Here is a 22,427-nt window from a genome sequence, read left to right as displayed (position 1 = left end):
CGCGGAGAAAATCGGCGCCGACCGCCGTGGACGTCGCTGCTTCATCGAAAGCGTAGTTACGAGTGTCCGACGTCACTGACGAAAGCTGCCAAAGCGCAGCACATGCAGCATTCAACCACTTTCTCCTCGGATATTTCACATCTTGGTGATGATTGGATTTCAGGGTTCTCAAGCCGCCCGCACCCGGTGCTCCCCCCGCTCCAAATGCCCCATAACCACCTGATGCGCCCGCCACCCATCCGGAAACTTGGGCGGCACATCCAGGTACACAGGACTGCTCCGCGGATGCCGGTCCAGCAGGTCGCGGATGCCGGCGCGGGCCACCACGATGCAGGCGAAGCGGTGCCGGGAGAGCAGGACGCACAGGCGGCCCGTCTCCAGGTGGAAGGCGGAGGCGTCGTGGCGGCCGGACAGCGGGTGCCAGACCAGGGTGACGTCGAACTCGCGGCCCTGGAGGCGGTTGGCGGTGTCCACGATGATGTCAGTCAGGCCGCGATCGGCGAGGCGGGCGCGGACCGCGTCCGCCTGCACGGTGCGTGCTGTGCCGATCGCTATGCGCGCCTCAGTCAGCCGCTCCCCATTGACCAACGCGCCACGCTCCAGCAGCCGGGCAGCCGTCACCGCGAGGGCGTCCGCCACCTCCGGGTCCTGGTCGAGGGTGTGGCGGGCGGGGAGTTCCAGGTGGCCCCAGCCGGAGTCGGCGGCCCGGGCGAGGACGTCGTCCAGCGGGCCGGAGCCGTGGGGCAGGCTGGCGTAGGACAGCACGCGCTCCGGTGCCGTCGTGCCGGGGACGAACCGGTAGAAGGGGTAGAAGGCCTGCTCGACCAGGGGTGCCGCCGTCTCCGGCAGGCGCCAGGAGACGGGGAGTTGGTGGCGTAGGAGGTCGGGGTTGTGGGCGAGGGTGACGTCGACCGCGTTGCGCAGGGGGTCCCAGGTCAGGCCGTGCCAGCGGTCGCTCTCCACGGTGGCGAAGGGGTCGAGCTGGCCGGGGTCGCCGACGAAGAGGACCTGCGAGTGGTCCTGGGCGAACAGCGGGGCCGTTGCCAGGAGCCCGTCCGAGCGCATCTGGTACGCCTCGTCGACGATGGCCCACCGCCACGGCGCGCACTTGTCCGGGGTGACGAACGACCACTTCTTCGCGGTGGACACCACGACGGGCAGGTCGCGCAGGTCCGTCACCTGGCGGCTCCCGGTGACGTTGGGGTGCCGGGTGACGCGGGGCGGGAGGACGTGGCCGCCGGCGTGGAGGCGGCCGAGTGCCAGGCCGGGATGCTCCCGCGCGATGCGGTCCACGAGGTCGTCGACCTGCTCGTTGGTCTGCGCGACGATCATGAGCTGGTGGCCCGCGGACGTCAGGTGCCCGGTGGCCTTCACCACCAGCGTGGACTTCCCGGCTCCGGGAGGTGAGTCCACGACGACGCCCCGGCCGGGCGCGGTGTCGAGGCTGGTCAGGATCCCCGCGACCGCCCGGTCCGCGCGTTCGCCGGGGGTGAGGGCTTCGGGCTCCCCGGTGTCGGGAAGGAGGGCGGTCACTCCCAGGTCTCCTCTGCGTCCTCGTTGGTGGGCTCGTACGGCTGCGGCGGACCGCCGTGGGTCCAGGGGGTGTTCTCCTCGTCGGGCAGGGCGGACGGCATGGCCGTGGGGTTGAGCGTGGTGTACGTCAGCTCCTCGCCGGTCTCCGCGAGGGTGCCGGCCGGTGCCGGCGGCTTGCGCTTGTTCGCGAAGCCGCCCTTGAGCTGGAGCACCACGGTGTGGCCCCCGTCGTCCTCCTGCCGTACTTCGAGGATCCGGGCTCCTTGGCCGGGCCGGGCGGGGGACTTCACCTCCGTGCCGACCGCGAGACCGACGCGGGTGTCGGTGCTGGTGCGGAGGGTGATCGCCGGGCGCCAGACCTGGGAGCCAGGGCGATCGCCGGGGACGAAGCGGTCCTCGTCCCTGGCCGTCACCGTGCCCGTGAAGGCCTCGCCGGTCAGCTCGTACTCCGCCATCACCAGCGGATCGTCGTACGCGCGCTCCGCCTCGTAGCGGGCGACCGCGTCCTCCAGCCGGGCCAGGCGGCGGGCGGCTCTGACGGCTTGGTCGCGCCGGGCCTGCGGGCGGCCGTCGGCGTCCATGTACTCGGCGTACTCGGAGAACCACCGCCGGTCGAGGGCCCAGCGGTCGGGGAGATGGGCGCCCTCCGGCAGATCGCGGAGCAGCTCCACGCCACGCCACATGAGCCGCCAGGTGGGCAGCATCTGGCCGCTCAGCTCACGGTCGATCTGGCGGCCGACCGCCTCGCGTCCGCGCTCGTCGGACGCCTCGTCGTAGCGAGTCATCAGCTCGTGGAGGGTCCGGTCGAAGACCGGATCCGTGGACGGACCGGCCGGCGGCCACACGGCGGGGTCCTCCGCCTCGCGCGCCGCCCGCGCGCCGTCGCTGCCTTTCGGCGGATCGATCCAGGCGAGCAAGGGCGCGAGGTGGGAGTCCTCGGAAGGGCTCTGGCCCGTGGCCCAGTGCGCGGCGAGCAGTCGGGTCATCGCGAGGAGCACACCGGAGTTCGGGAACTCGGCCAGCTCCGCGCACCAGGTCAGCCACTTGCCGAGGGCGGGCACGGACGGGTCGACCGCGTACGGTCCCTCTGTGGCGCGCAGTCTGGTCAGACGGCCGAGCAGGCGCACGTACGCGATGCCCTCGCCGTTCGGCACGAGGAGCTGCGGGGCCCGCTGGAAGCGCAGGCGTTCCTCCTTCTCCTTGCCGCGGCCGACGGTGTAGGGCTCCGTATCAGTCCGGCACCCATCGATGTACGCGAGGAGGAGTGCGGCGAGGCGCTCGGCGAACCGGAAGCGTTCGGCGCGGCTGCGCGGCTGGCGGACGGTGAGGAGGGTCGGGTGCTCGGGGTCCGTACCCGCGAGCGCGGCCAGGGGTGCGCACGCCTCGCCGGCGAGGGTGAGCGGCACCAGGACGAACGGCTTCTCGTCCAGATGCTGGTGGCGGACGGTCGTCAGCGGCTCGGCACGGCCGGTGCGGGACGCCGTGAGCGCGGCGACGGTGGACAGGACACTCATGCGGCCCCCCGGCGGAGTCGGCGCAGCCGGGCGGCATCGCGCAGCAGGTCGGCGGTTTCCGCCTCGGCCTCTCCCGGGGCGGAGACGCCGTCCAGGTAGTCGAGCGCGGTGCGGGTGGAGTCGATGCCCGGCAGGTTGTTGCGTACGCCGCTGCCCAGGCGAGCCGGCGAGGCACATCCGTCGGCCTCGTCGCGGCAGTAGCGTGCCATTTCGCAGAAGGACAGGCAGGAGGGCGTGTACGACGCGTCCAACGCCTCTATGGAGGAGGAGAGTTCGTCCGTGCTGCGGGTCGTGTCCAGGGTCGCCGTCTCGGGGAGTCGGGCCGCGAGGTCCTCGGCGCGCCGCAGCCGCGTGAGCTGGAACTGGAGGGCGTCGAGTTCCTGCCGGAGGTCGATCAGGCGGCCGTAGGGGCGGTTGGAGAAGTCCTTGGGGCAGACGAGCAGGAACTTGTGGGAGATCTGCTCGGTGGGCAGCCCGGCGGTTTCGAAGGCGCGGCGCAGGGCGAGGACGTAGACCGCGGCCTGCTTGGCCGCCTCGGCGACGGCGGTCGGGTTTGCCTGGCCGTCGATCGCCGCGAACGAGCGGATCAGGACGACGTGGAACTTCCCGTCGATGCGGTGGGTGAGCGCGTCCGGTTCCAAGTACGCCGTCTGACCGGCGACTTCGAGGGTGAGCACGGGGCGGTCGAGGATGAGCCGTACGTCCTGGCCGGAGGCCACGTGCGCGATGAGGCGGCGGGTCTCCCGCTCGCGCACGTGCAGGGCCGTGTTGCCCCCCACCTCGTTGAGGTCGGTGACATGGGCCTCTGCCACGGGGACGGTGAGCTGCTCGCGCAGCAGCCGGATGAGCTCGGCGTAGCCGCCCCACTTCACGAGGTCGTGGAACGCCTGCTCGCGGGCGATGGCGAAGGGCGACTGGCCGAAGCGCGGCTCGTATCCGACCTGCTGGGCGAGCAGCGCCTTGTCCACGCCGGCCGCGTCGAGGACGGCGCGGCGGGCGCAGGCGGGGTTGGCGGTCAGGGCAGTGATCTTGCGGGCGGTGTACGGCTGGGGAGGGCGCGGTCCGCGTAGCCGCGCGAGTCTGTCGTCGGGGGGTTCGGACTGCTGAGAGGGCATCGTCTCTGCTTCGGGGACGTCTTCGGAGGTGTGCCGGCGGGTGAGACGACCGTGGTCGTCTCACCCGCCGGGAGAGGTCAGTGCATGCTGCCGCTCGCGTCACGCAGGGCATCACGCAGCGGTGCTGCACCGAACAGCTTTTGTGCGTCGGTGAGTTGAGAACGGACGCGCTCCGCCGCCGTCTGCCGCTGTTGGTCGTCCTCCTGCTGGTGGACGGCTGCTTCGGCATGGGCGGCGGCGATCACACGGGCGGGGTCGGGTTCCGGGGCCGCGGAGTCACAGGCGCCCGGGATCGTGAGGGCGAACCGGCGTAGCAGCCGCCAGGCCGCGTCCGGGGCCGGATGCCCTGCGGTGGCCAGTCGCCGGATCTGCTCGGCGGTGCCGACCGCGTGGGTGAGGAAGTCGGTCCGGGGGCTGAGCGGGGTGATGATCCGTCGCTCCACGGGCCAGGTGGACAGAGCGAGAAGCCCGCGGGCGGGGACGAGGCGGTCGTGGGTCAGGGCCGCGCAGATGTAGTACGGGCGGGCAAAACCCTGTGCAGTGAAGGAGCGTTCCTCGTCCCGGCGCAGCGACGCGAGCTTGGCGGCGACGAGCGGCTCGGTGGAGAACGCCTCGTACGCGGACGAGATGAGTTTCGGGGACGCGGGAGCACCCAGCAGAGTGAGCGCTTGGTGCACCTGTTCGCGGACCGGGATGGAGCCGTGCGCGGGGCGCTCCTGGCGGCGTGGTTCGCCTGTCGTCGTGGGTGGCTTCCGTGTCTCGGCCCCCGGCGCGAGTGCCTCGGTGTCCGGCCCGGCTTCGGCATCCGGCTCGGCTTCGGCATCCGGCCCGGCCTCTGCATCGAGAGCCTGCTCCCACGCGGTTTCCGCCTCGCGCAGGGCGCGACGGATGCGCGTGGTTTCGGCCTTGTCCCGGGCGCGTACGGCGCCGCGCAACTCGGTGCGCAGATGGGACAGGCGCTGCTCGAGCTCCTCCAGTGATGCCGCCATGAGGGGCACCTTAGCGCACGAGCCAATCTATGCCAAGAACTTCCAAGGAGTTCCAATGTTCCATGCTACGGTCGAAGACATCGATGCTCCTGGCCACGCCGAGGGGTGGCGTCAGGGCGACGTCTGTCTCGAAGGGGGAGGTAATGGGCCACGACATGGCATGGCGCAGGCCGCACTGGCTCACGGGGGACGACAGTCTTCTGCGGGTCGGGCCCGGAACCGGCGGAGACGAGGAGCACACCTGCCCCTCGCACGCCGCCGCCAAGGCCCGACCGACGCTGTGGCCGGCCCAGCGCCTGCGGCTGCCGAAGCCGGAGCTCGAAACCTTCACTCTGGGGCCGGTCATGGACGCCGTCGACCGGGTCGAGTTCCACGAGGAGACACTCGACCAGGCCCTGGAGGGGCTGCGCTTCAGGACGCCCGCACTCCACCCCGGACATCTCACCTACGCCGAGCACGCCCTGCGGTCGTACATACAGGCGTTGGCTGCGGAAAGCGACAAGAAGCTGCGCCCCGTCCGTGCCTACTGGGTGGCGCAGCGCGAGAACGGCAAGTTCTGGGAGATGTACGCCTGGTGGCGGCGGTACGAGTCCGCCGACGGACGACTGCGCGAGTACCGGCGGCTGCGGCACGGCCAGGCCAAGGGATCCGAGTCCGGCGAGATAGCCATCGCCGTGTACGTGGCGGTCCACGGGCGACCGGCGGCCTGGCCCCTCAAGTGGTCGCGGGCCTTCCAGCCGCTCGGACCCGTCGCCCGGCCCGAGCGCGTTCGCGTCGTCGAGGTCGGGCTGGCCGATGGCCGGCCCCGGGTGCAGTTCGACGGTACAGCCGAGGACGCCGAGGCGTACTACGCCGAGCACGGGCACTCGCACGTCGCTCGTGTCGTGGCGGGTGGGGCGCCGACGCCCGGCTCCTCCTGTGTCGACTGCAAGCAGTTCACGGCCTGCCCGGCTGTGCCGCGCAGGCCCGGGGTCCTTGGGGTGTCGTCGCGCGTCGCACCGCTGCGGAAGGTGTCCGTCAGCGACCTCCGCTACCACGCGGCCTGCCCCGCACAGGCGTTCCTGCGTGCGTTACACCTGCCGAGGTCCGATGAGTACGGCAGCGCCGCCAAACTCGGCCAGGCGGTGCACGGCTGGATCGAGAAGTTGCACCGGCGTGATGGGTGGCCGCCCTGCGCCGTCGCGGACATGCCTACCGAAGGCGAGAACTGGACGGAAGGGCGGTGGCGGGTCTCCGACGAGGACGCCGCGACCGGCCGGGACATGTTGCTCCACCACGTCGACGCCTGCCCCTTCCAGGACCCGGGACTTGTCCAGCGGGTCGAGCCGGAGGCCCTGCGGGTCGTCCACGACACCGCCGCACAGGCCGTGGTCGTCGCCAAGCCCGACCTGCTCTACCAGGAGGACGGCTCCTGGGTGTGGCGAGAACTCAAGACGACGAGGAAGCGGCGGCGGAACCAGGTGGATCTCCTGGAGACGTATCCCCAACTCGCCCTGGCCGTCACCCTGCTGGCACAGGGTGCGCTGGGCGGTGACCCGGGCGGATCGCGCGTCGAGGTGGAGATCCTCCGGCCGGACGGCTCCGATCCCCATGTCATCGATCCGACCGACCCCGAGCAGCAGGCCAAGGCGCGGTCCGTGCTGCGGCGGTACAGCGGTCCCTGGCGAGACGACGAGGCGTGGGACGCCCGGCCCGGACCGCATTGTCAGTCCTGTCCGGTATCCCAGTGGTGTCCGAGTGCTGCGCCAGGCTTGACCGTAACCCGAGAGGGAGAGGTATGACGACGACGGACCTGCTGCCCGCGATTCCCGAAGGCGCTGGGACCGCCGACGAGACGCTGTTGCGCCTGATCGCCAGCGCCCTCGCCTGCCTGTCCCGACTGCGGACCGTGCCCAACCCGGTCTACCCGGCCAAGGTGCAGAACGCCTACAACCGCCTCGTGCTGCACTGCCTGCGGCGGGGTGAGGAACCACCGGGCAGCGTGCCTGAAATGGTTCGCTGGTCCTGCGAACGGCCGCTTAGGGAATGGCCGTTGACCCTCACCGACGAGGTCCTCTCGGGCACGGCTCTGCTGGTCGATCCCGAGACCAGGCTGCCGCACCAATTGTGCCTGGAGTGGGAGGTGAGCGCCGCCGATCCCGCCGCCGAACTGTTCGAGAACGAACGGATCCTGGAAGCCCTTGCAGTCTGCCGCGCAGCCAAGTCACCCGGCACCTACACCGCTTTCCGTGCCCTTCTCACCACTCGGCCCGTGCTCACCGGTGCCGAACTGGCGCTGCTCGGCGGCGATCCGGAATGCGGGATGCTGCTGCACAGCGTCATCAAGCGCTGCTACGAACCCGCCCCCGCGTCCTATCTGCGTGACGGCGCGTATCGGCAGTGCGCGCGCTGCCACTGCCTTATGGTGCCGCTGCTCGTCGGCGGACACCGCTGCGAACTGGACCGTTGCCGCCGTGACGGGGCGAGGGGCGATGGCACTCCACTGCGCCCCGACAAGGGCGGTGTCTTCCAACTCAGCCGTCCCCTCCGCATGTTCGTCACGAGCCCCGGACTTGCCGAGACGGATCTGGAAGCCGCACTGAAGAAGAAGTTCGGGATCACGGCCGAGATGTGGCCGAACTACGACGCATACGACCTTCGCGTCCCGCTGCCCGGGCGTCGGCACTGGGCCGTGGATGTGAAGGACCGCGTCAACCCCGCACTCCTGGCGCGCACGACCACTCCCTTCCGGGGTGACCCTCCGTACGAGCGTGCCTTCCTCGTCGTACCCCGGTACCGCTTCCGCGAGAACGAGGCGTACGGGCGGCAGTTCCGCCGCAACCTGCCCGACGACATGGCCGGGCGGGTCACTCTCCTGGACGACCAGGCGTTTCTACGGCTGGTGGGCCGCGAACTCCCCGCCCCGAATCGGCAGGAGCCAGAACCACCGCGTACCGAAGGAGGCCGCCATGCGTGACCGCAGTGGATGGCATCGGCGCTGCTCGCCGGAGCAGCTCACCGAAGTATGGCCGACGCACCTCGGCAGCTTCCGTCCCGGCGACCTCCTCGACATCGAACTGGGCCTGTACCTGCTTCAGGACGTGACGCCGACCCGCACTGCCGCCGACGTCTGGCCGCTGCTGGGCGGCTACCCCTACAGCGAAGCCTTCGGCGACGTGCGCACAGACGAACAGCGCCTGCGCGTCCTGCGAGCCCGCCACTACCTGTGGGACCTGCGTCGGCGCCACGCTTGGCGCGAGGCACTGGCCGACTATCTGACAGTTCCTCAGCAGCTGCGGGGATACGACCTCGACGGACTCGATGACGTACCGCGTCGCCGCGAGCCCGCACGCGCCGCGCGCCGCTTCGAGATCTTCGAAAAACTGCTCAGCACCGCGCCCGACTTCTCGACGCGCTCCGTTCCCTTCGCCGAGGCGGGTGAGTACACCTTCCGCGTACAGGACCGCACCCACTCCGTGGTGTTCGAGGAGGAACTCCTGTCGGACACCCTGCCCCGTGCGCACGCCCTCGACGCGCAGCCCGCAGGTCGGGGAGAGCCGATCGACGTCACCTGGGCGGAACTCGAAAAAGCCGCCGACGCGATGGACACCGCAGAGGCGGCGGCACCGCACGGTCCCCGCAACGACTGGGCCGGGCGTCTTCGGCGCGTCAAACTGCTCGTGCGCGACGAGGAGGCCGAGAACTTCTCGGAGAAGGGGCGGCTGACGGTCGACCGGCTCCTGCACCTGGTGGGCATGGTCGGCGCCGGCAAGTCCACGATCCGCGACATCCTGACGTACCACGTCGTGACCCAGACACCCCGTCGCGTCACCATTGTCGTCGGCGACGTGGCGGAAACCCTTGCTGTCGTCAAGCAGTTCGACCGGCTGGGCGTGCGGGCCGCGCCGATCCTCGGGCACTCCACGCGCGAGCGCAACATCAACCGGCTGCACCGCCGCACTGCCACGGCCGGTGCGGCCACCATGCTGGGGCACGACCACGAGGGCTTCGCCTATCTGAGCAGTGCCTGCCCGGTCGACGTTCTGCGCGGCCTGGAGGCGCGCCGACCCCTCGGCATCCGTGAGGCACCGTGTCTGACCCTCTTCACCGTGCCCGAGGTCGAGCCGGCTGACGGCGATCCGCTGCTCGACGACGAGAGCCCAGCGGTGCGTGACTCCCGGCGCCCGAAGTCACAGCGGCGGCTGTGCCCGCTGTGGAACCGCTGTCCCCGACATCGCGGGGCCCGCGACCTGGTCGACGCCCAGGTGTGGGTCGCCACCCCGGCCGGCCTGGTGCACAGCTCCGTGCCGCAGCACCAGCACGACGAGCAGCTGAGGTATCTCGAACTCGCCTGCCGGATGAGCGATCTGATCATCGTGGACGAGGCGGACCGGGTGCAGATGCAACTCGACACGGCCTTCGCGCCTGCCAGCACCCTCGTGGGTAAAGCCCCGAACTCCTGGTTCGACGAGGTCGCCGTGCACAAGTTCCAGCAGATGGCCCGTGATGGACGGCTCCAGCTGTCCGCCCGTGACGTCGACGACTGGACCAACGCCGTCAACACGGTCAGCGCCGCCACCGACCGCCTCTACGCGCTACTCGTCAAGGACGACGGCCTCAGGCGCTGGATCAGCACGGACTACTTCAGCGCCTTCACCCTGCACAGTCTGCTGCTCGACAGCTGGTTTCCCGGCCGGAATGAGGGTGAGCGCCCTCCTGCGGCGGCCCGGAGCCTGGACGTCGCACTCGGACGGTTCAGGGACGATCCGTTGCACGAGCAACAGAGCGGTACGGGAGACGATGAGGTGACTCCCCTGGTCAACACCTTCGTCCACCTCACTCTGGAGCTCCTGCACGCGCCGCAGGGAGCCCGAACCCGCGAACGGCTCCGCGAGGCCCTCACCGACGTCGTCTCGGACGACTGCGGCGTACGCGCCGATATCGACCTCCAGGCCCGGCGCTTCGAGTTCACACTGATCCTGTCCGCCCTGCACAGCCGCCTCGACTTCATGACCACGCTGTGGCCGCGCGTCGAAGCCGCCCTCAACCTGGAGAGCGCCTCCAATGTGCTCTCCAGGAGGCCCCCGAAGGACTATGAGGCGGTCATCCCCGAGTCGCCCATGGGCAATGTCCTCGGCTTCCAGTTCCGCCACGACGACCGGGAGCGAGACGGCGACCGCAGTGGCGAACTCCGCTTCTTCCACTGCAACGGCGTCGGCCGTGAGCTGCTCATGCGGCTGGGCGACCTGTGTGCCGTGGACGGCCGCCCCGGACCGCACGTCCTCCTGATGTCCGCCACGAGCTGGGCGGGCACATCCAGCAGGTACCACGTGCACACCGACGTGGGAGCCGTACTGCGACCCCGCGACGAGGAGGTCGAGGCTGTGCTGGGCAGCGAGTTCCGCAAGGAGTTCCTGTACTGGCCCGGAGGCGACCAGCCGAAACCGTTGCGCCTGTCCGGCTGCGACCCCGAGGAGCGGCCACAGGCCCTGCTGCACATGCTGCACCAGCTGGCTGTGCCCGACCGCAGCCTGCCCGACTCGGTGAGCATGCTGGACGCCGAACTGGACGAGATCGACGACCCGGAGCGACGCCGCATCCTCCTCCTCGTCGGCAGCTACGACGAGGCACGCAGGGCAGCCGAATACCTCAACCAGATCCCCGAGTGGAACGGACGTGTCACCCAGCTCGTGTCCGACGACGCGGACGCGGACACCGCCTGGACGCGGCTGCCGGAGGACAATGCCGCGCGCACCCTGCCGCGCGGGGACGTCAAGTCGTTTCCCTCCGACGGCGGCGACCTCCTCGTCGCCCCGCTCCTCGCGGTGGAGCGCGGGCACAACATCGTGCTGCGTGGTGGCAAGGCCGCCATCGGCACCGTGTACTTCCTGGCCCGCCCCCACCCGCGCCCCGACGACATCTCGCTCGCCATCCAGTCCATCAACGACTGGGCCATACGCCAACTCCGCGACATCGACGGCACGTTCTGGCAAGGCGCGCTAGCCGCGGCCACACCCGACCGAGCTGCCGTCGCCTTCCGCAGCCGTGCCCGCCGTCAATGGAACCGTTACCTGACCCGCAAACTCGCCTGGTCGAGCCTGCGGGACGACGAGAAGGTGGCGTTCACCTGGGACCAACTCGTCGTCATGTGGCAGGTCATCGGCCGACTCGTACGCGGCGGCGTGCCGGCCAGAGTGGTCTTCGTCGACGCGGCGTTCTCGCCGCGCGAAGCCGGGTTCCAGGCCATGGACACGCCCGACACGAGTCTTCTGGCGAGTATGCGCGAAGTCCTCGCCCCCTACTTCGCCGCAGACGGCGCGGCCGATCCCGAGCCTGCCCCGATCGACAAGTCGCTCGTCCGCGAGCTGTACGAACCGCTCTATCGCGCCCTTGCGGACATGGGCTGACGGCCCGTCGGCACCTTCGAGACCACACGACCCTCTTCGCCTCCAAGGAGAACCAGCACCGTGGAATACCAGTGCCTCCGGGCCGCCGCCTACATGCCCGAGCCGGCGCAGGGACCCTTCACGGTCCCGATGTACACGCTCGCCCTCCCCGAGCACTGGGAGGACCCCGTCCTGCGCCTGCACCACGACGGGTTGGACGAGCGGCAGGCCGAGCGACGCCGGCGCGTACCGACGAAGCGCATCAACCAGCTGCTGCGCGCCACCGCCCCGGACATCGTCACGGTCGACTCAACGGCCCGGTTCGGCTCGGCGAACCCCTGGTTGTACTGCACGGGTCCGTACCCGATCGCGGTGACCAATCTCTACGTCGCCACCTGGCTCAAGAGCCTCCAGAGGAACCCGGACGACCCCGAGACGACGGGGCCGCTGATGGACTGCTTCCGGGATCTGGACACGTCCGCCCTCAGTTGGCAGCAGGGCATGGTCGATCTGCTCGAACTACGGGACACCGCACGCCAGACCGCAGCCCCCGCAGCCCACGTGTACCGGCTCCTTCCCGACGTCCTCGCAGCCAGGATCACCAGCCTGGCGCCGTACGAGCACAACGGGAAGCGACTCACCTTCCGCCAAGTGGCGGGTCTCGGCGGCTCCCGCGGAGCGGGCAGCGGCGGCGCCGAGCTGATGTCCGAGCTCATCGAGTACGTGCCCAAGCGTCGCGGAGGAGGCGACGGCAAGCCGGCGTACTACGCCGCGACCATCCGGGTCACCGTACGTACCGTGCCTTTCTCGCCTGTTCCGCGGGTCCACCTGAGTGCCGGTGTCCGTCGGTTCGTGAGCGGCAAGGTGTTCATTCCTTATGGCAAGGGTGTGTCGGCCTACCTGCTGCCGGACGCCTCACTTGTCCTCGATGGCCCTGCCCCGCAGCGCTTCGCGGTCGCCATGCTGGACTGGAGGAACGGCACGACCGAGTGGCGACAGGGCGGACCGGAGGGAATGCTCACCCAGATCACCGCTCTTGACGCGTTGCCCTCCCCGGACCGGCTGGTCAAGGAGGCCGACCACTGGATCCACGGCCGGGACGGCATCCGGATCGCCGTCGGTCATCACGCGGTCATGGGTAAGCACACCATCGGCACGGGCCTGATGCCCAGCGAACGACGGAGGCTCATCGAGTGGGCGGAACAGGCGCTCGCCCCGGAGTTCGTGCCCATTCCGGCACTCACGCGCAGCTCGTACGCTCGACCGCCGAAGAAGCAGTTGAAGAAGTTGCCGTCCATCCCCAAGAAGGAGCAGACGCCGGAGGATCTCGCCGCGATCCTTGACCAGCGAGAACTCTTCTCGGCGCACAACGCCCAGGTGCTCCGCGCCCGCCTGGCCGAGGCTTTGGAGGGTGACGATCTCACGACGCTCGTTCTCTATCAGTCGGACATCATGCGTGATCAGATCGTCGCTGCCGCGGAGGCTGGACTGGGTCTCGCCGGGCTCCGGCGGGAGGAGGCAGCCGACACGTGGGTCTGGGAGTCGGAGGAGCTGACGGTTCGGCTGCACGCCAGGCGACTGGGCTCCCTGGGCGGTCCACTGGGTGGTGACCGCGTGCCCCGCAGGGGCAAGGAGCACGACGAGGCCATCGCCGACCGCCGGACGCAGGTGGCGGAAGCCATGAACAGTCTGCGCGCGACCGTTCCGGGCATGCGGTTGGCCCTCGTGGAACTCGACGGCCAGGATGCCTTCCAACATGCCCGGCGGCGCAGCGACCCCAAGTACGCGATCCGTCTCGGCTGCGCCGACGCGAGCCTGGTGACCCAGTTCATCCGTCCCTTGGACTCCGAGGCTGACAAGCAGGAGCAGGCCATGGAGGACGCGCGGATGCGTGCTGCATCGGCCTGGTCGGACGGTATGCGCCAAACCGGTATGCGGTTGCTGCCGCAGCACACTCTCGGCGACCTCATCCCTGTTGGCCTGAACCAGGTGGCCTTCCATCTCGTGGAGCGCCGCCACGACGGGCCCACGGGCAGGCAGCAGTTCACGCCGATCGCGATCCTCATCCGACCGGGCGCGAAGTGCGTCCTCGGCAGGTCGGCGGACATGCACGGATGGGTTCCGTATCCGGAACTCCTCAAGGCGTTGACCGGACGCGTCGAGGCAAAGAGGACCAGCGCCGACCAGGCGGCGCTCATGGCGGCCTTTATCAAGCAGACGCTGTCGAGCTTGCGCAGCACCCCGACGCTCGTACTGGCACATGCCCAGGACCTGCGGAAGCGCTGGATGTGGCTGAAGAACGACGGACTGGAGCAGGACCGCCTTGGTCTCGACGGAGGGCCGACGCAGCGGATCGGACTCTATGGCAAGCAATTGCGAGTCGTCCGGGTCGCCGATGGCACCAGGGACGAAACGGCGCAGTGGTGGGCGGAGCGGGAGGAACTCAAACCCGAGCTGGAGGGCCAGCAGCGAGGGGGCTTTGCGATGGGGTTGTGGAAGCCCGGCGTACAGGGCGATCCGGGCCGCGTCTTCTACAGCACGGTCGGCAAGTCCAGTACCCAGACGAAGCTCACCAACGATGACGCGAAGTTGACGCCGCACACCAACCCGTCGGGCAACAGCGCACACCGGCCGACGGCGAACGCCTGGAACCCGGATCTTCTCGAATTCACGGTCGCCTGTCTCCAGCCGGGCGACGATGCTGAAGCCTGGGCGGCGTTCGTGCACCAGCAGCGTTTCAGCGAGGACTACCGAGAGGCCCGCGATGGCCTGGGCATGCCCCTCATCCTGCACCTCGCGCGGTTGGTGGACGACTATGCCCTGCCGCACGAGATCGATGACTCCGTAGATCCGACGCGGCCCCAGCCCGCGGCTCCGCCGGACGGGGACCCGCAGGGGCAACTGACCTTCGACTTCGATGACGGTGCTGATGACGAGTGATGCGATAGCTTTCGGTATACGCCTGCAGACGGTCTCGTCGCGGCGTAGAGAATCTTGTCTCTACACCAGAGAGGGTTCTGGTCCGCAGGAGGGTTGCGTCCTGGGAAAAGGCAACAGAGAAGACCTCATGGGCCCGGCTTGCCACCGCCGCTGTGCTCGCCGGCGCCGTCGCGTCCACGGCCCTCGTGCTGGTTGCTGCGGCCGCTCTCGACCCGGCGTCCCGCGGACGGCCGACTCACTCCTCGGCAGATCGAGCGCGAGACGGCCCACGTCCTCCGTCTCCGGGCGTATCAGCATGCCGCTGGCGGTCGAAAAAAGGGGGACCTCCAGACGTAGCGGCCCGGCGGAGTCTTCGCCGAGACCGCCGACCGTGGAAGCGGACGCTCACGGGGCGGCCTGACCAGTGAAATTCACCCGGCGTACAACCCCACTCGTCCGCCGGCCGGGGTCAGCCGGGGCGGTTTTGCTCGACTTCCTCCGGAGCGTCAGTGGTGGTCCGTACGCTCGGTGGTATGGAGGGGGACGAGCTGTGCGGAGGACCGAACGATGAACGGCCTGATCGGGGGCGCGGCACCGAGGTCTGGCAGCGGCTGAGCGCGTATGCCTACCTCAGTGCACCCGAGCGCCTGGAGTATGTCGCGGTGATGCGGGTGTTCTGTGGCACGTTGCTCGCGGACCTGGCCGTACCGGACGTGCTCGCCAAGCTGGCACAGACGGGCGATCCGGGTGATCCGGGTGGCCCAGGGGCGGCGCTCGACGCGGAGACACTCACCACTCGGCTCGAACAACTCGTGCGGTGGGGCAATCTGCTGCGGAGCACGCACACCGTCAGAGCGGCCAGCATCGTCGAGTACCAGCGTTCCCGGTCCCGTTACCAGTTGTCCAAGCTGGGAGAGCGGGTGCAGCGCGACGCGGACGAGGTGCTGGCCGGGGCGGACGCCGCACGCGAGGTCAGCAGCGAACTGCTCACCCTCGTCGACCGGGGGCTCCACGAGATCGCCGCCATGGTCGGCGCGCCGGGCGGCGCGGATCCCCAGCAGGCACTGGAGCGGATCAGCACGCTCTTCGTGCAGTTCGCCGAATTCGCCGAGTCCGTACGGGACTTCTACGCGTACCTGGGTCAGGTGCTCGCGCGCTACGACCTCGACGGTTCCGAGTACCAGGGGTTCAAGGACCTGCTCCTCGACTACGTGGAGGCGATCACCGAGGACATCTCCTTCCGTGCCCCGCGCATCGCCACGCACCTGGACGCCATATGGCCGTACCTGCCCGCACTGCTCGCCCGGATCGACGCGCACGCGGCGGGCATCGGGGCGCTCGCCGACGGGCTGCCGGAGACACGGGTGCAGCGCAGCCGTGGACGGGACCTCACGGACTGGGAGGGACTGCGCGACTGGTTCACCGACACCGGCGGGCACGAGCACGGCAGCCAGGTGGACCAGCTCCGGGACGCCACGCTCCGTGCCCTGCAGTCGCTCCTCGCCAACGCCAAGCGGATGCTGCGCTCGGCCTCCGGAGAGATGTCCCGCCGCAAGGACCTGCTACGGCTGGCGGCCTGGTTCGACGAGGCGGAACCGGAGGAGGCCCACGACATGGCGGTCGCCGCATTCGGGCTCTACGGCGCACGGCACCTGGGAGTGGCGCCGGACCCGGACCGGTCCGTACCGGCGTATGTGAGCTGGTGGACCGGGCCCGTGGTGGACGTGCCGGTGGCGCTGCGCGAGCGCGGCAGCCGGGCTCCGCGTGGACGTGCCGCGTCGGTCGAGGATCACTCCGAGCAGAAGCGCCGCCTCATGGAGCAGGCGCGGCAGCAGGCCGAGGCCCGGCAGGCGGCGGCCGACGAACTGCTCAGCGCTTCGGGCAGATTCGATCAGGTGAGACTCGGTGCGCCGGCCATGCGGCTCCTCCTGGAGCTTCTGACCACCGCCCTCGGCAACGCCCAGTTGCGCAAGGACGCCAGCCGTGACTTCCTGCTCGACGGCGCGCAGTCGAGCGACGAGGATCTCGGCGTACGACTGACGGCTTGGCGCACCTTCGGCCGGCATGCGGTGCTGCGCTCCGTGGACGGCGACCTGACGGTCGACGACCTCACCCTCACCATCGAGAGGCTCGCCAGCGAGAGGCTCACCAGCGAGAGGCTCGCCGAGAGTCTCGCCGTCGAGAGTCTTGATGTGGGGGGACCGGCCGTTCGGGGCGCGTCCATGCCGGGGTCGGGGGAGGCGCGCGCCTGATGACCCTTCCCTCCGCGCATGACGTCGCGCTGGCGGCCGAGCGCCGCGCCGCCGCCCGGCTGCTGCTCGCCCATCCCCTGGTCACGAGCACCGGACCGCACAGCGACACGTTCCCGCTGGTCCGCCGTCACGCCGACTGGCTCGCTCAGCGCTTCCAGCAGGTGTTCGGCTACCGCCTCCTGGTGGAGGCCACGTATGCCCGTCTGTTCAAGGCGGGACTTGGCCCCGGTTCGGGGCACCGCCTGGAGCGGCCGTCCACCGGGACGCCGTTCACGCCTCGCACGTACTCCTATCTGGCCCTCGCCCTCTCGGTCCTCGTCACCGCCCCGGAGCAGCTCCTGCTCTCCCAACTCGTCTCCGACCTACGGGCCGCGGCCGTCGACGCCGGGATCGAGCTCGCCGACACCGGTCGGCAGGCCGAGCGGCGCACGCTCGCCGCCGCGCTGCGGCAACTCGTCGACTGGGGCGTCCTGGCGGAGACCGAGGGCCAGGTCTCCGCCGTCGCCGAGGAGCGGGCCGGAGAGGCACTGCTGACCGTGGACCGCGAGATCGCGCGGGCCGTCGTCGCCGGCCCGCTCGCCCAGAGTCGCGATGGCGCCGACCTCGTACGCCGGTCCGCCGACCCCGGATTCGGAGGGCCACGCACCTACGTCCGCAGGCGCCTCGTCGAAACCCCCGTCGTCCACCTCGACGACCTCACGGACGCCGAGCGGGAATGGCTGCGCACCCGGCAGCGGCGCGAGGCGCAGGCGTTCTCCGAACTGCTCGGCCTGGAGGCCGAGATCCGCGCCGAGGGCATCGCCCTCGTCGACCCGGACGGCGACCTCACCGACCTGCATCTGCCCGGCACCGGCACCGTGGCCCAAGCCGCGCTGCTCCTCGTGGAGCGGCTGGTCGCCCGGCTGCGCCCCGAGGACCCCGGCCACCCCGCGACCGGCGGGCGGCTCGTCATCGGCGTACCCGTCCCGGACGGGCTGCTGCATGGACTGCTCGACGAACTCGTCGACGCGTACGGCAGGCGCAGCAACTGGCAGCGCGGCCACCTGGAGGACCGGGCCGGTTTCCTCGCCGCCGTCCTCGACCTCCTCGTCCGGATGCGTCTGATGGCGCCCGTCGGACCCGTGCGCGCGGACGGACACGGCGTGCCCGAGGAGTACGAGGAGTCGGCGGCCGACGGTCGCGCCGTCACCGATGTCTCGGGGGCACGCGGCCGGCCCCGTGCGAAGGGCGGCTGGATCCTGCTTGCCGCCGCCGCCCGCTACGCCACCACCGTGGCGGTCAAGTCCCGTACCGACCGATCCCCGGCACCCGCAGTATCTCCGGCGTCCGCAGTAATCCCGGCGCCCGCAGCATCCCCGGAGTCCCCAGCGGACGACCTCTCCAAGGAGCCGCCCCGGTGAACCAGCCGCCGTCCCCGCACCGCTACCGCCTGCACCGCGCCGGCATCCGCAACGTCTGGCAGTACGACGAGCAGGAGTTCGCCTTCGGCGGCGGCCGGCTGCTCCTGCGCGGGAAGAACGGTGCCGGCAAGTCCAAGGCCCTGGAGATGCTGCTGCCGTATCTGCTCGACGGCGACGCCCGTGCCCTGGACGCCACGGGAACCGGGCGCACCACCCTCCTGTGGCTGATGCTCGACGGCTTCGAGCAGACCAACCGGCTGGGATATCTGTGGGTGGAGTTCACACGCACCGACGAGGAGGGCACCGAGCGGTACCTCACCCTCGGCGCGGCCATCCGTGCGTCCCAGTCGACCAAGACGGTGAAGCCGTTCTTCTTCACCACCCCGCTCCGGGTCGGCGAGGGCCTGCACCTCGCCGCCGCCGGCCAGCCGCTCCCCGTCGACCAGCTCAAGTCGCTCGTCGGCCCGGAGAACGTCACCGACCGGGCCGTGGAACACCGGGCCAGGGTCGCCCGTGAACTGTTCGGCCTGACCGACCCCGCCCGCTACCGCAACCTGCTCCACCTCCTCCACCGGCTGCGCCGCCCCACGATCGGTGACCGCATCGACTCCGGCGGTCTGGTCTCCGTTCTCGCCGAGACCCTGCCCGCCCTCGACGACGAGATCGTGGACAAGGTGGCCCGCAACCTCGACGACCTCGACGCCGTACGGGCCGACCTCGGACGTCTGGAGCGGACGGACCAGGCGCTGCGCACCTTCCTCACCGACTACCGCGGCTATCTGCACGGGGCGCTGCGCCGCCGTGCGGACGAGGCGGGCGGAGAACTGGAGCAACTCGCGCAGTACCGCAAGGCCGCGGGTGACGCCGCGAGACGGGCGGAGACACTCCGTGAGCGCGAGGCGGAACTCGGCGCCCGCGTCGAAACGCTTGAGGGCGAGAAGGCCGGCGCGGAGACGGACCTGGCCGCACTGCACGCCAGCGCCGGATACCGCGGCCTGAAGGAACTCGGCGAAAGGCGCGCCACCGTGGCCGCGCTGCACAGCGCGGCCGGCACCGCCTTCAAGGCGTTGAGGCAGGCCCACACCAACCAGGAGGAGGCGGGACAGCGCCTCACCTCCGAGGCCGGGCGGCTCGGCGGTGAGCTGGTCGAACTGAGCACAACCCACGGCGAGTTGGTACGGGAGGCGGAGCGGTCCGGGCTCGACCCCGTGCACCTGGGGGAGGCCGTGGCGACCCACACCGCGCCGGTGGCGCCCGCGACGACAGCCGAGCTGACCGCGCCGGAGGGCGACTTCCACTTCGTACGGCACAGCCAGGTGCTGGCGGTGGACACCGAGGCCTGCGCGAGTGCCCTGCAGGCGTGGGACGCCCGGCTCGACGCCGCGCAACCGGTGATCAGGAACCGCTTCCGGTCCGTCACCGAACTCGGCGCGCTCATCGGGAAGTCCGACCGGGCCCAGCGGGAGGCGCGGGAGGCCGACGCCGCCCGTGAGCGTCTGGAGGAACAGGCGGACCAGGCGCGCTCCCGGGTCGAGCGGCGTCGGCGGGAAGCGGCGCGTGAGGGGGAAACGTACGCCGACTCGGCCCGCGCCTGGACCGAGCGGTTGCGGAGCCTCACCGGGCTGTCCCTGGGCGCTGTGGACGCCCTGGTCGCCCACGACCCCGCGGACGGCCCGCTCCCTCCCCGGACCCCTGATGATGTGACAGACGCGGCCCGTTCGACCGTCGACTCGTGGCTGTCGGAGCTGAGCGAGCAACGCGACGTCCTGGCCGTGACCCTCCGCGAACTGAACGCAGAAAGGGACCGCCTCCGGCGTGAGCGAGAGGAGTGGGAACGCCGTACCGACCCCGAGCCGCCGCCCCCGCCCCACCGTGCGGCTCCCCGCACACCCGGCACCGGAGCACCCCTGTACCGCCTGGTGGACTTCGCCGACGGCCTGGCGCCCGAGGCACGGGCCGGGCTGGAAGCCGCGCTGGAGGCGAGCGGCCTGCTCGACGCCTGGGTCCACGCCGACGGCACGGTCCTGGACCCGGCCACCCTGGACACCCTTCTGGCTCCGGGGGCTCCGGGGGCTCCGGTGGCCGAGCCGACGCTCGCACGGGTGCTGCGTCCGGTTGACGCGCCGGACAGCGGGGTGGGGATCGAACAGGTCCGGCGGGTACTGGAGGCGGTGGCTCTGGGAGGGGACAGGTCCCGGTACGCCGGTCCGGCGGGTCCGGCGGATCCGGCGGATCCGGTGAGTAACGCCGTCGAGACGGGTGCGGTGGAGAACCAGGGCGTCTCGGGTGCAGGTGGTATTTCGGCGGACGGGTTCCACACCGTCCTCGGCACCGACGGCTCCTGGAAGCTCGGTATCGCGCGCGGCCGTCACACCAAGCCGGCGGCCGAGTACGTCGGCGCGGAGGTGCGTGCGGAGACCCGTCGCCGGATGCTGGCCGAACTGGATCGTCAACTGGTCGCGGTGGAGGGCGAGTCGGGGCGCAGCGCGCATGGCCTGCGCGTGCTGACCGATCACCGGGACCAGGTCGCCGACGCCCTGCGCCGACCGCCCACGGCACGTGGGCTGACCGACGCGTGGGCTCGTACCGCCGAGGCGGAGCGCGCCGCGGAGTCCCTCGCAGGCCAGGCTGCGGCGGCTGCCCGGGATGCGGAGGAGGCGCGTGTCCACGCCGTCGCCGTCAGGCGGGAGACCGAGGCGACGGCGAGCGCCCACGGCCTACCGGCGGAGGCGACGGCACTCGACACGGTCCGCCTCGCCCTGAGGGGACTGAGCCAGGGGACGGAGCAACTGCGGCGGCGGATCCGCGCGGTCGTGGTCACGGCCGACGGCCACGGCGGCCACCGCATGGACCACGAGCGTGCCGTGGCGGCGCGACGGGAAGCCGAGTCCGACCACATCCGGGCACTCGACCGTTTGGACGCCGCCCGCCGTACCGTCCAGGCCCTGGAGGAGGCGCTGGGCGCCACGGAGCAGGAGATTCTCGCCCGCGAGGCCGAGGCGAAGCGCCGCCTGGACGCGGTGGGCCGCCAACTTCCGCGCGTACGGCAGGACATGGCTGATCTGCACGACGAGCGTGTACGCGCGGAGGAGGACGAGAAGGGGCGGCGCGACGCACTGGCTGCGCAGGAGGGCGAGGCGCTGGTCCGCGGTAGACGCCTGCGTACGGCCTTGTCGCGGCCCGGCGTGCTGAAGGGAGCCGGCCTCGACGCCTCGGAGGGGGATGCGGAGGATGCGGAGGATCACGGGGGAGGAGCGCTGAAGTTCCCTGATCCGGTCCACGGCGATGCCCGGGAGCGCATCCAGGCGCTGCGCCTGCTGGTCGATGCCGTACGCCACCGTCTGGACGCCGAACGCCGCGACATCTCGGACACCACGCTCCTGAACCGCCACACCGATCTGCGTGACCAGCTCTCCGGAGGCTATGACGCGACGATCGAGGAACACGACGGCATCAAGCTCTGCCGACTTGTCGACGACCACGGCCCGCAGGACATCGCCCTCGTCGGTGGTCGTATCGCGGCCCAGGCGGCCGAGGCACGGGACCGGCTGACGGAACGAGAAAGGGAGGTCTTCCAGCGCTTCCTGACCGGAGAACTCGGCGATCACCTCTCCTCACAGGTCCTGGCCGCAGGCGCCCTGGTGGCCGCCCTCAACGCCACCCTGTCCACGGTCCGTACGTCACACGGCCTGGGCGTCACTCTCGACTGGAAGCTGGCCGACGGTGTCGAAGCGGACGTCAAGGCGGCCGTGGACCTGTTGCGCAGCCCCTCCGGCCTGCGCACCCGTGAGCAGTCCGCACAACTCCGCGACGTCCTTCAGCGTCGTATCGAGGACGCCCGCCGCGCCGACCCGGCGGCGGGCTACGCGTCCCACCTGCGTACGGCCCTCGACTACCGCGACTGGTTCTCCTTCACGCCCTGGGTGGTGAGCGACGCGGCACCGGGGAGCCGCCGCAGACTCTCCGGTCGCACGGGAATGAGCCAGGGTGAGCAGCGCGTGCTCTCCTACCTGGTCCTCTTCGCCGCGTCGGCGGCCCACTTCACGAGCCTCGCCGAGTCGGCCCCGAACGCGCCCCGCCTCATCCTCCTGGACGACGCCTTCGCCAAGGTCGATGAGCCCACCCACGCCCGCCTCGGCCGCATCCTGGTCGACCTGGACCTCGACTTCGTCCTCACCAGCGAACGCCTGGTCGGCAACTGGCCCGACGTACCGTCCCTGCACATCTACGAGTGCCTGCGCGATCCCCATGTGCGGGGTGTGGCGACGCTGCACTACACGTGGAACGGGAGGCAGCGGAGGCTGGTGTCGGTATGACGGACTCGCGAGGGGTGGACGGGG

Annotated in this window: 11 protein-coding genes; 7 read left to right on the top strand and 4 right to left on the bottom strand. The window is 70.7% G+C overall.

Features of this window, described 5'->3' with window-relative positions:
- Window positions 1-168: 168 nt before the first annotated feature.
- The 4 genes from JIX55_RS15345 to JIX55_RS15330 form a co-directional block, all read right to left on the bottom strand.
- Complete coding sequence (locus JIX55_RS15345; protein WP_257563881.1) at window positions 169-1,533, bottom strand: AAA family ATPase; 1,365 nt, start codon at window positions 1,531-1,533, stop codon at window positions 169-171.
- Complete coding sequence (locus tag JIX55_RS15340; protein ID WP_257563880.1) at window positions 1,530-3,047, bottom strand: hypothetical protein; 1,518 nt, start codon at window positions 3,045-3,047, stop codon at window positions 1,530-1,532. The genes JIX55_RS15345 and JIX55_RS15340 overlap by 4 nt, the downstream gene beginning before the upstream one ends.
- Window positions 3,044-4,162, bottom strand: a complete 1,119-nt coding sequence (locus JIX55_RS15335) for a hypothetical protein (protein WP_257563879.1) — start codon at window positions 4,160-4,162, stop codon at window positions 3,044-3,046. The genes JIX55_RS15340 and JIX55_RS15335 overlap by 4 nt, the downstream gene beginning before the upstream one ends.
- A gap of 77 nt (window positions 4,163-4,239) precedes the next feature.
- Window positions 4,240-5,151, bottom strand: coding sequence for a hypothetical protein (locus JIX55_RS15330; protein WP_257563878.1), 912 nt, complete (start codon window positions 5,149-5,151; stop codon window positions 4,240-4,242).
- Window positions 5,152-5,294: 143 nt separating this feature from the next.
- Between JIX55_RS15330 and JIX55_RS15325 the strand changes: the two genes are divergently transcribed.
- The 7 genes from JIX55_RS15325 to JIX55_RS15295 all read left to right on the top strand — a co-directional run bounded on the left by JIX55_RS15325 (window position 5,295) and on the right by JIX55_RS15295 (window position 22,403).
- On the top strand, window positions 5,295-6,932 hold the full coding sequence (locus JIX55_RS15325) for a PD-(D/E)XK nuclease family protein (RefSeq protein ID WP_257563877.1): 1,638 nt from the start codon (window positions 5,295-5,297) through the stop codon (window positions 6,930-6,932).
- Window positions 6,929-8,107, top strand: a complete 1,179-nt coding sequence (locus tag JIX55_RS15320) for a restriction endonuclease-related protein (RefSeq protein WP_257563876.1) — start codon at window positions 6,929-6,931, stop codon at window positions 8,105-8,107. Before JIX55_RS15325 ends, JIX55_RS15320 begins: the two co-directional genes overlap by 4 nt.
- A complete protein-coding gene (locus JIX55_RS15315; RefSeq protein ID WP_257563875.1) occupies window positions 8,100-11,537 on the top strand; it encodes a signal recognition particle in 3,438 nt (1,145 codons plus the stop codon). Before JIX55_RS15320 ends, JIX55_RS15315 begins: the two co-directional genes overlap by 8 nt.
- 60 nt (window positions 11,538-11,597) lie before the next feature.
- A complete protein-coding gene (locus JIX55_RS15310; RefSeq protein WP_257563874.1) occupies window positions 11,598-14,456 on the top strand; it encodes a pPIWI_RE module domain-containing protein in 2,859 nt (952 codons plus the stop codon).
- Between the two features lie 512 nt (window positions 14,457-14,968).
- On the top strand, window positions 14,969-16,687 hold the full coding sequence (locus JIX55_RS15305) for a TIGR02677 family protein (RefSeq protein ID WP_257563873.1): 1,719 nt from the start codon (window positions 14,969-14,971) through the stop codon (window positions 16,685-16,687).
- Window positions 16,687-18,087: a TIGR02678 family protein gene (locus JIX55_RS15300; protein ID WP_257563872.1), complete on the top strand. Its 1,401-nt coding sequence runs from the start codon at window positions 16,687-16,689 to the stop codon at window positions 18,085-18,087. The genes JIX55_RS15305 and JIX55_RS15300 overlap by 1 nt, the downstream gene beginning before the upstream one ends.
- Window positions 18,084-22,403 carry a TIGR02680 family protein gene (locus JIX55_RS15295; protein ID WP_257563871.1) on the top strand — a complete coding sequence of 1,440 codons (4,320 nt, stop codon included), beginning with the start codon at window positions 18,084-18,086 and terminating at the stop codon, window positions 22,401-22,403. The genes JIX55_RS15300 and JIX55_RS15295 overlap by 4 nt, the downstream gene beginning before the upstream one ends.
- Window positions 22,404-22,427 lie beyond the last annotated feature (24 nt).

This window comes from Streptomyces sp. DSM 40750, assembly GCF_024612035.1.
Classification (GTDB): domain Bacteria; phylum Actinomycetota; class Actinomycetes; order Streptomycetales; family Streptomycetaceae; genus Streptomyces.
This window is presented reverse-complemented; position numbering and strand designations above follow the sequence as displayed.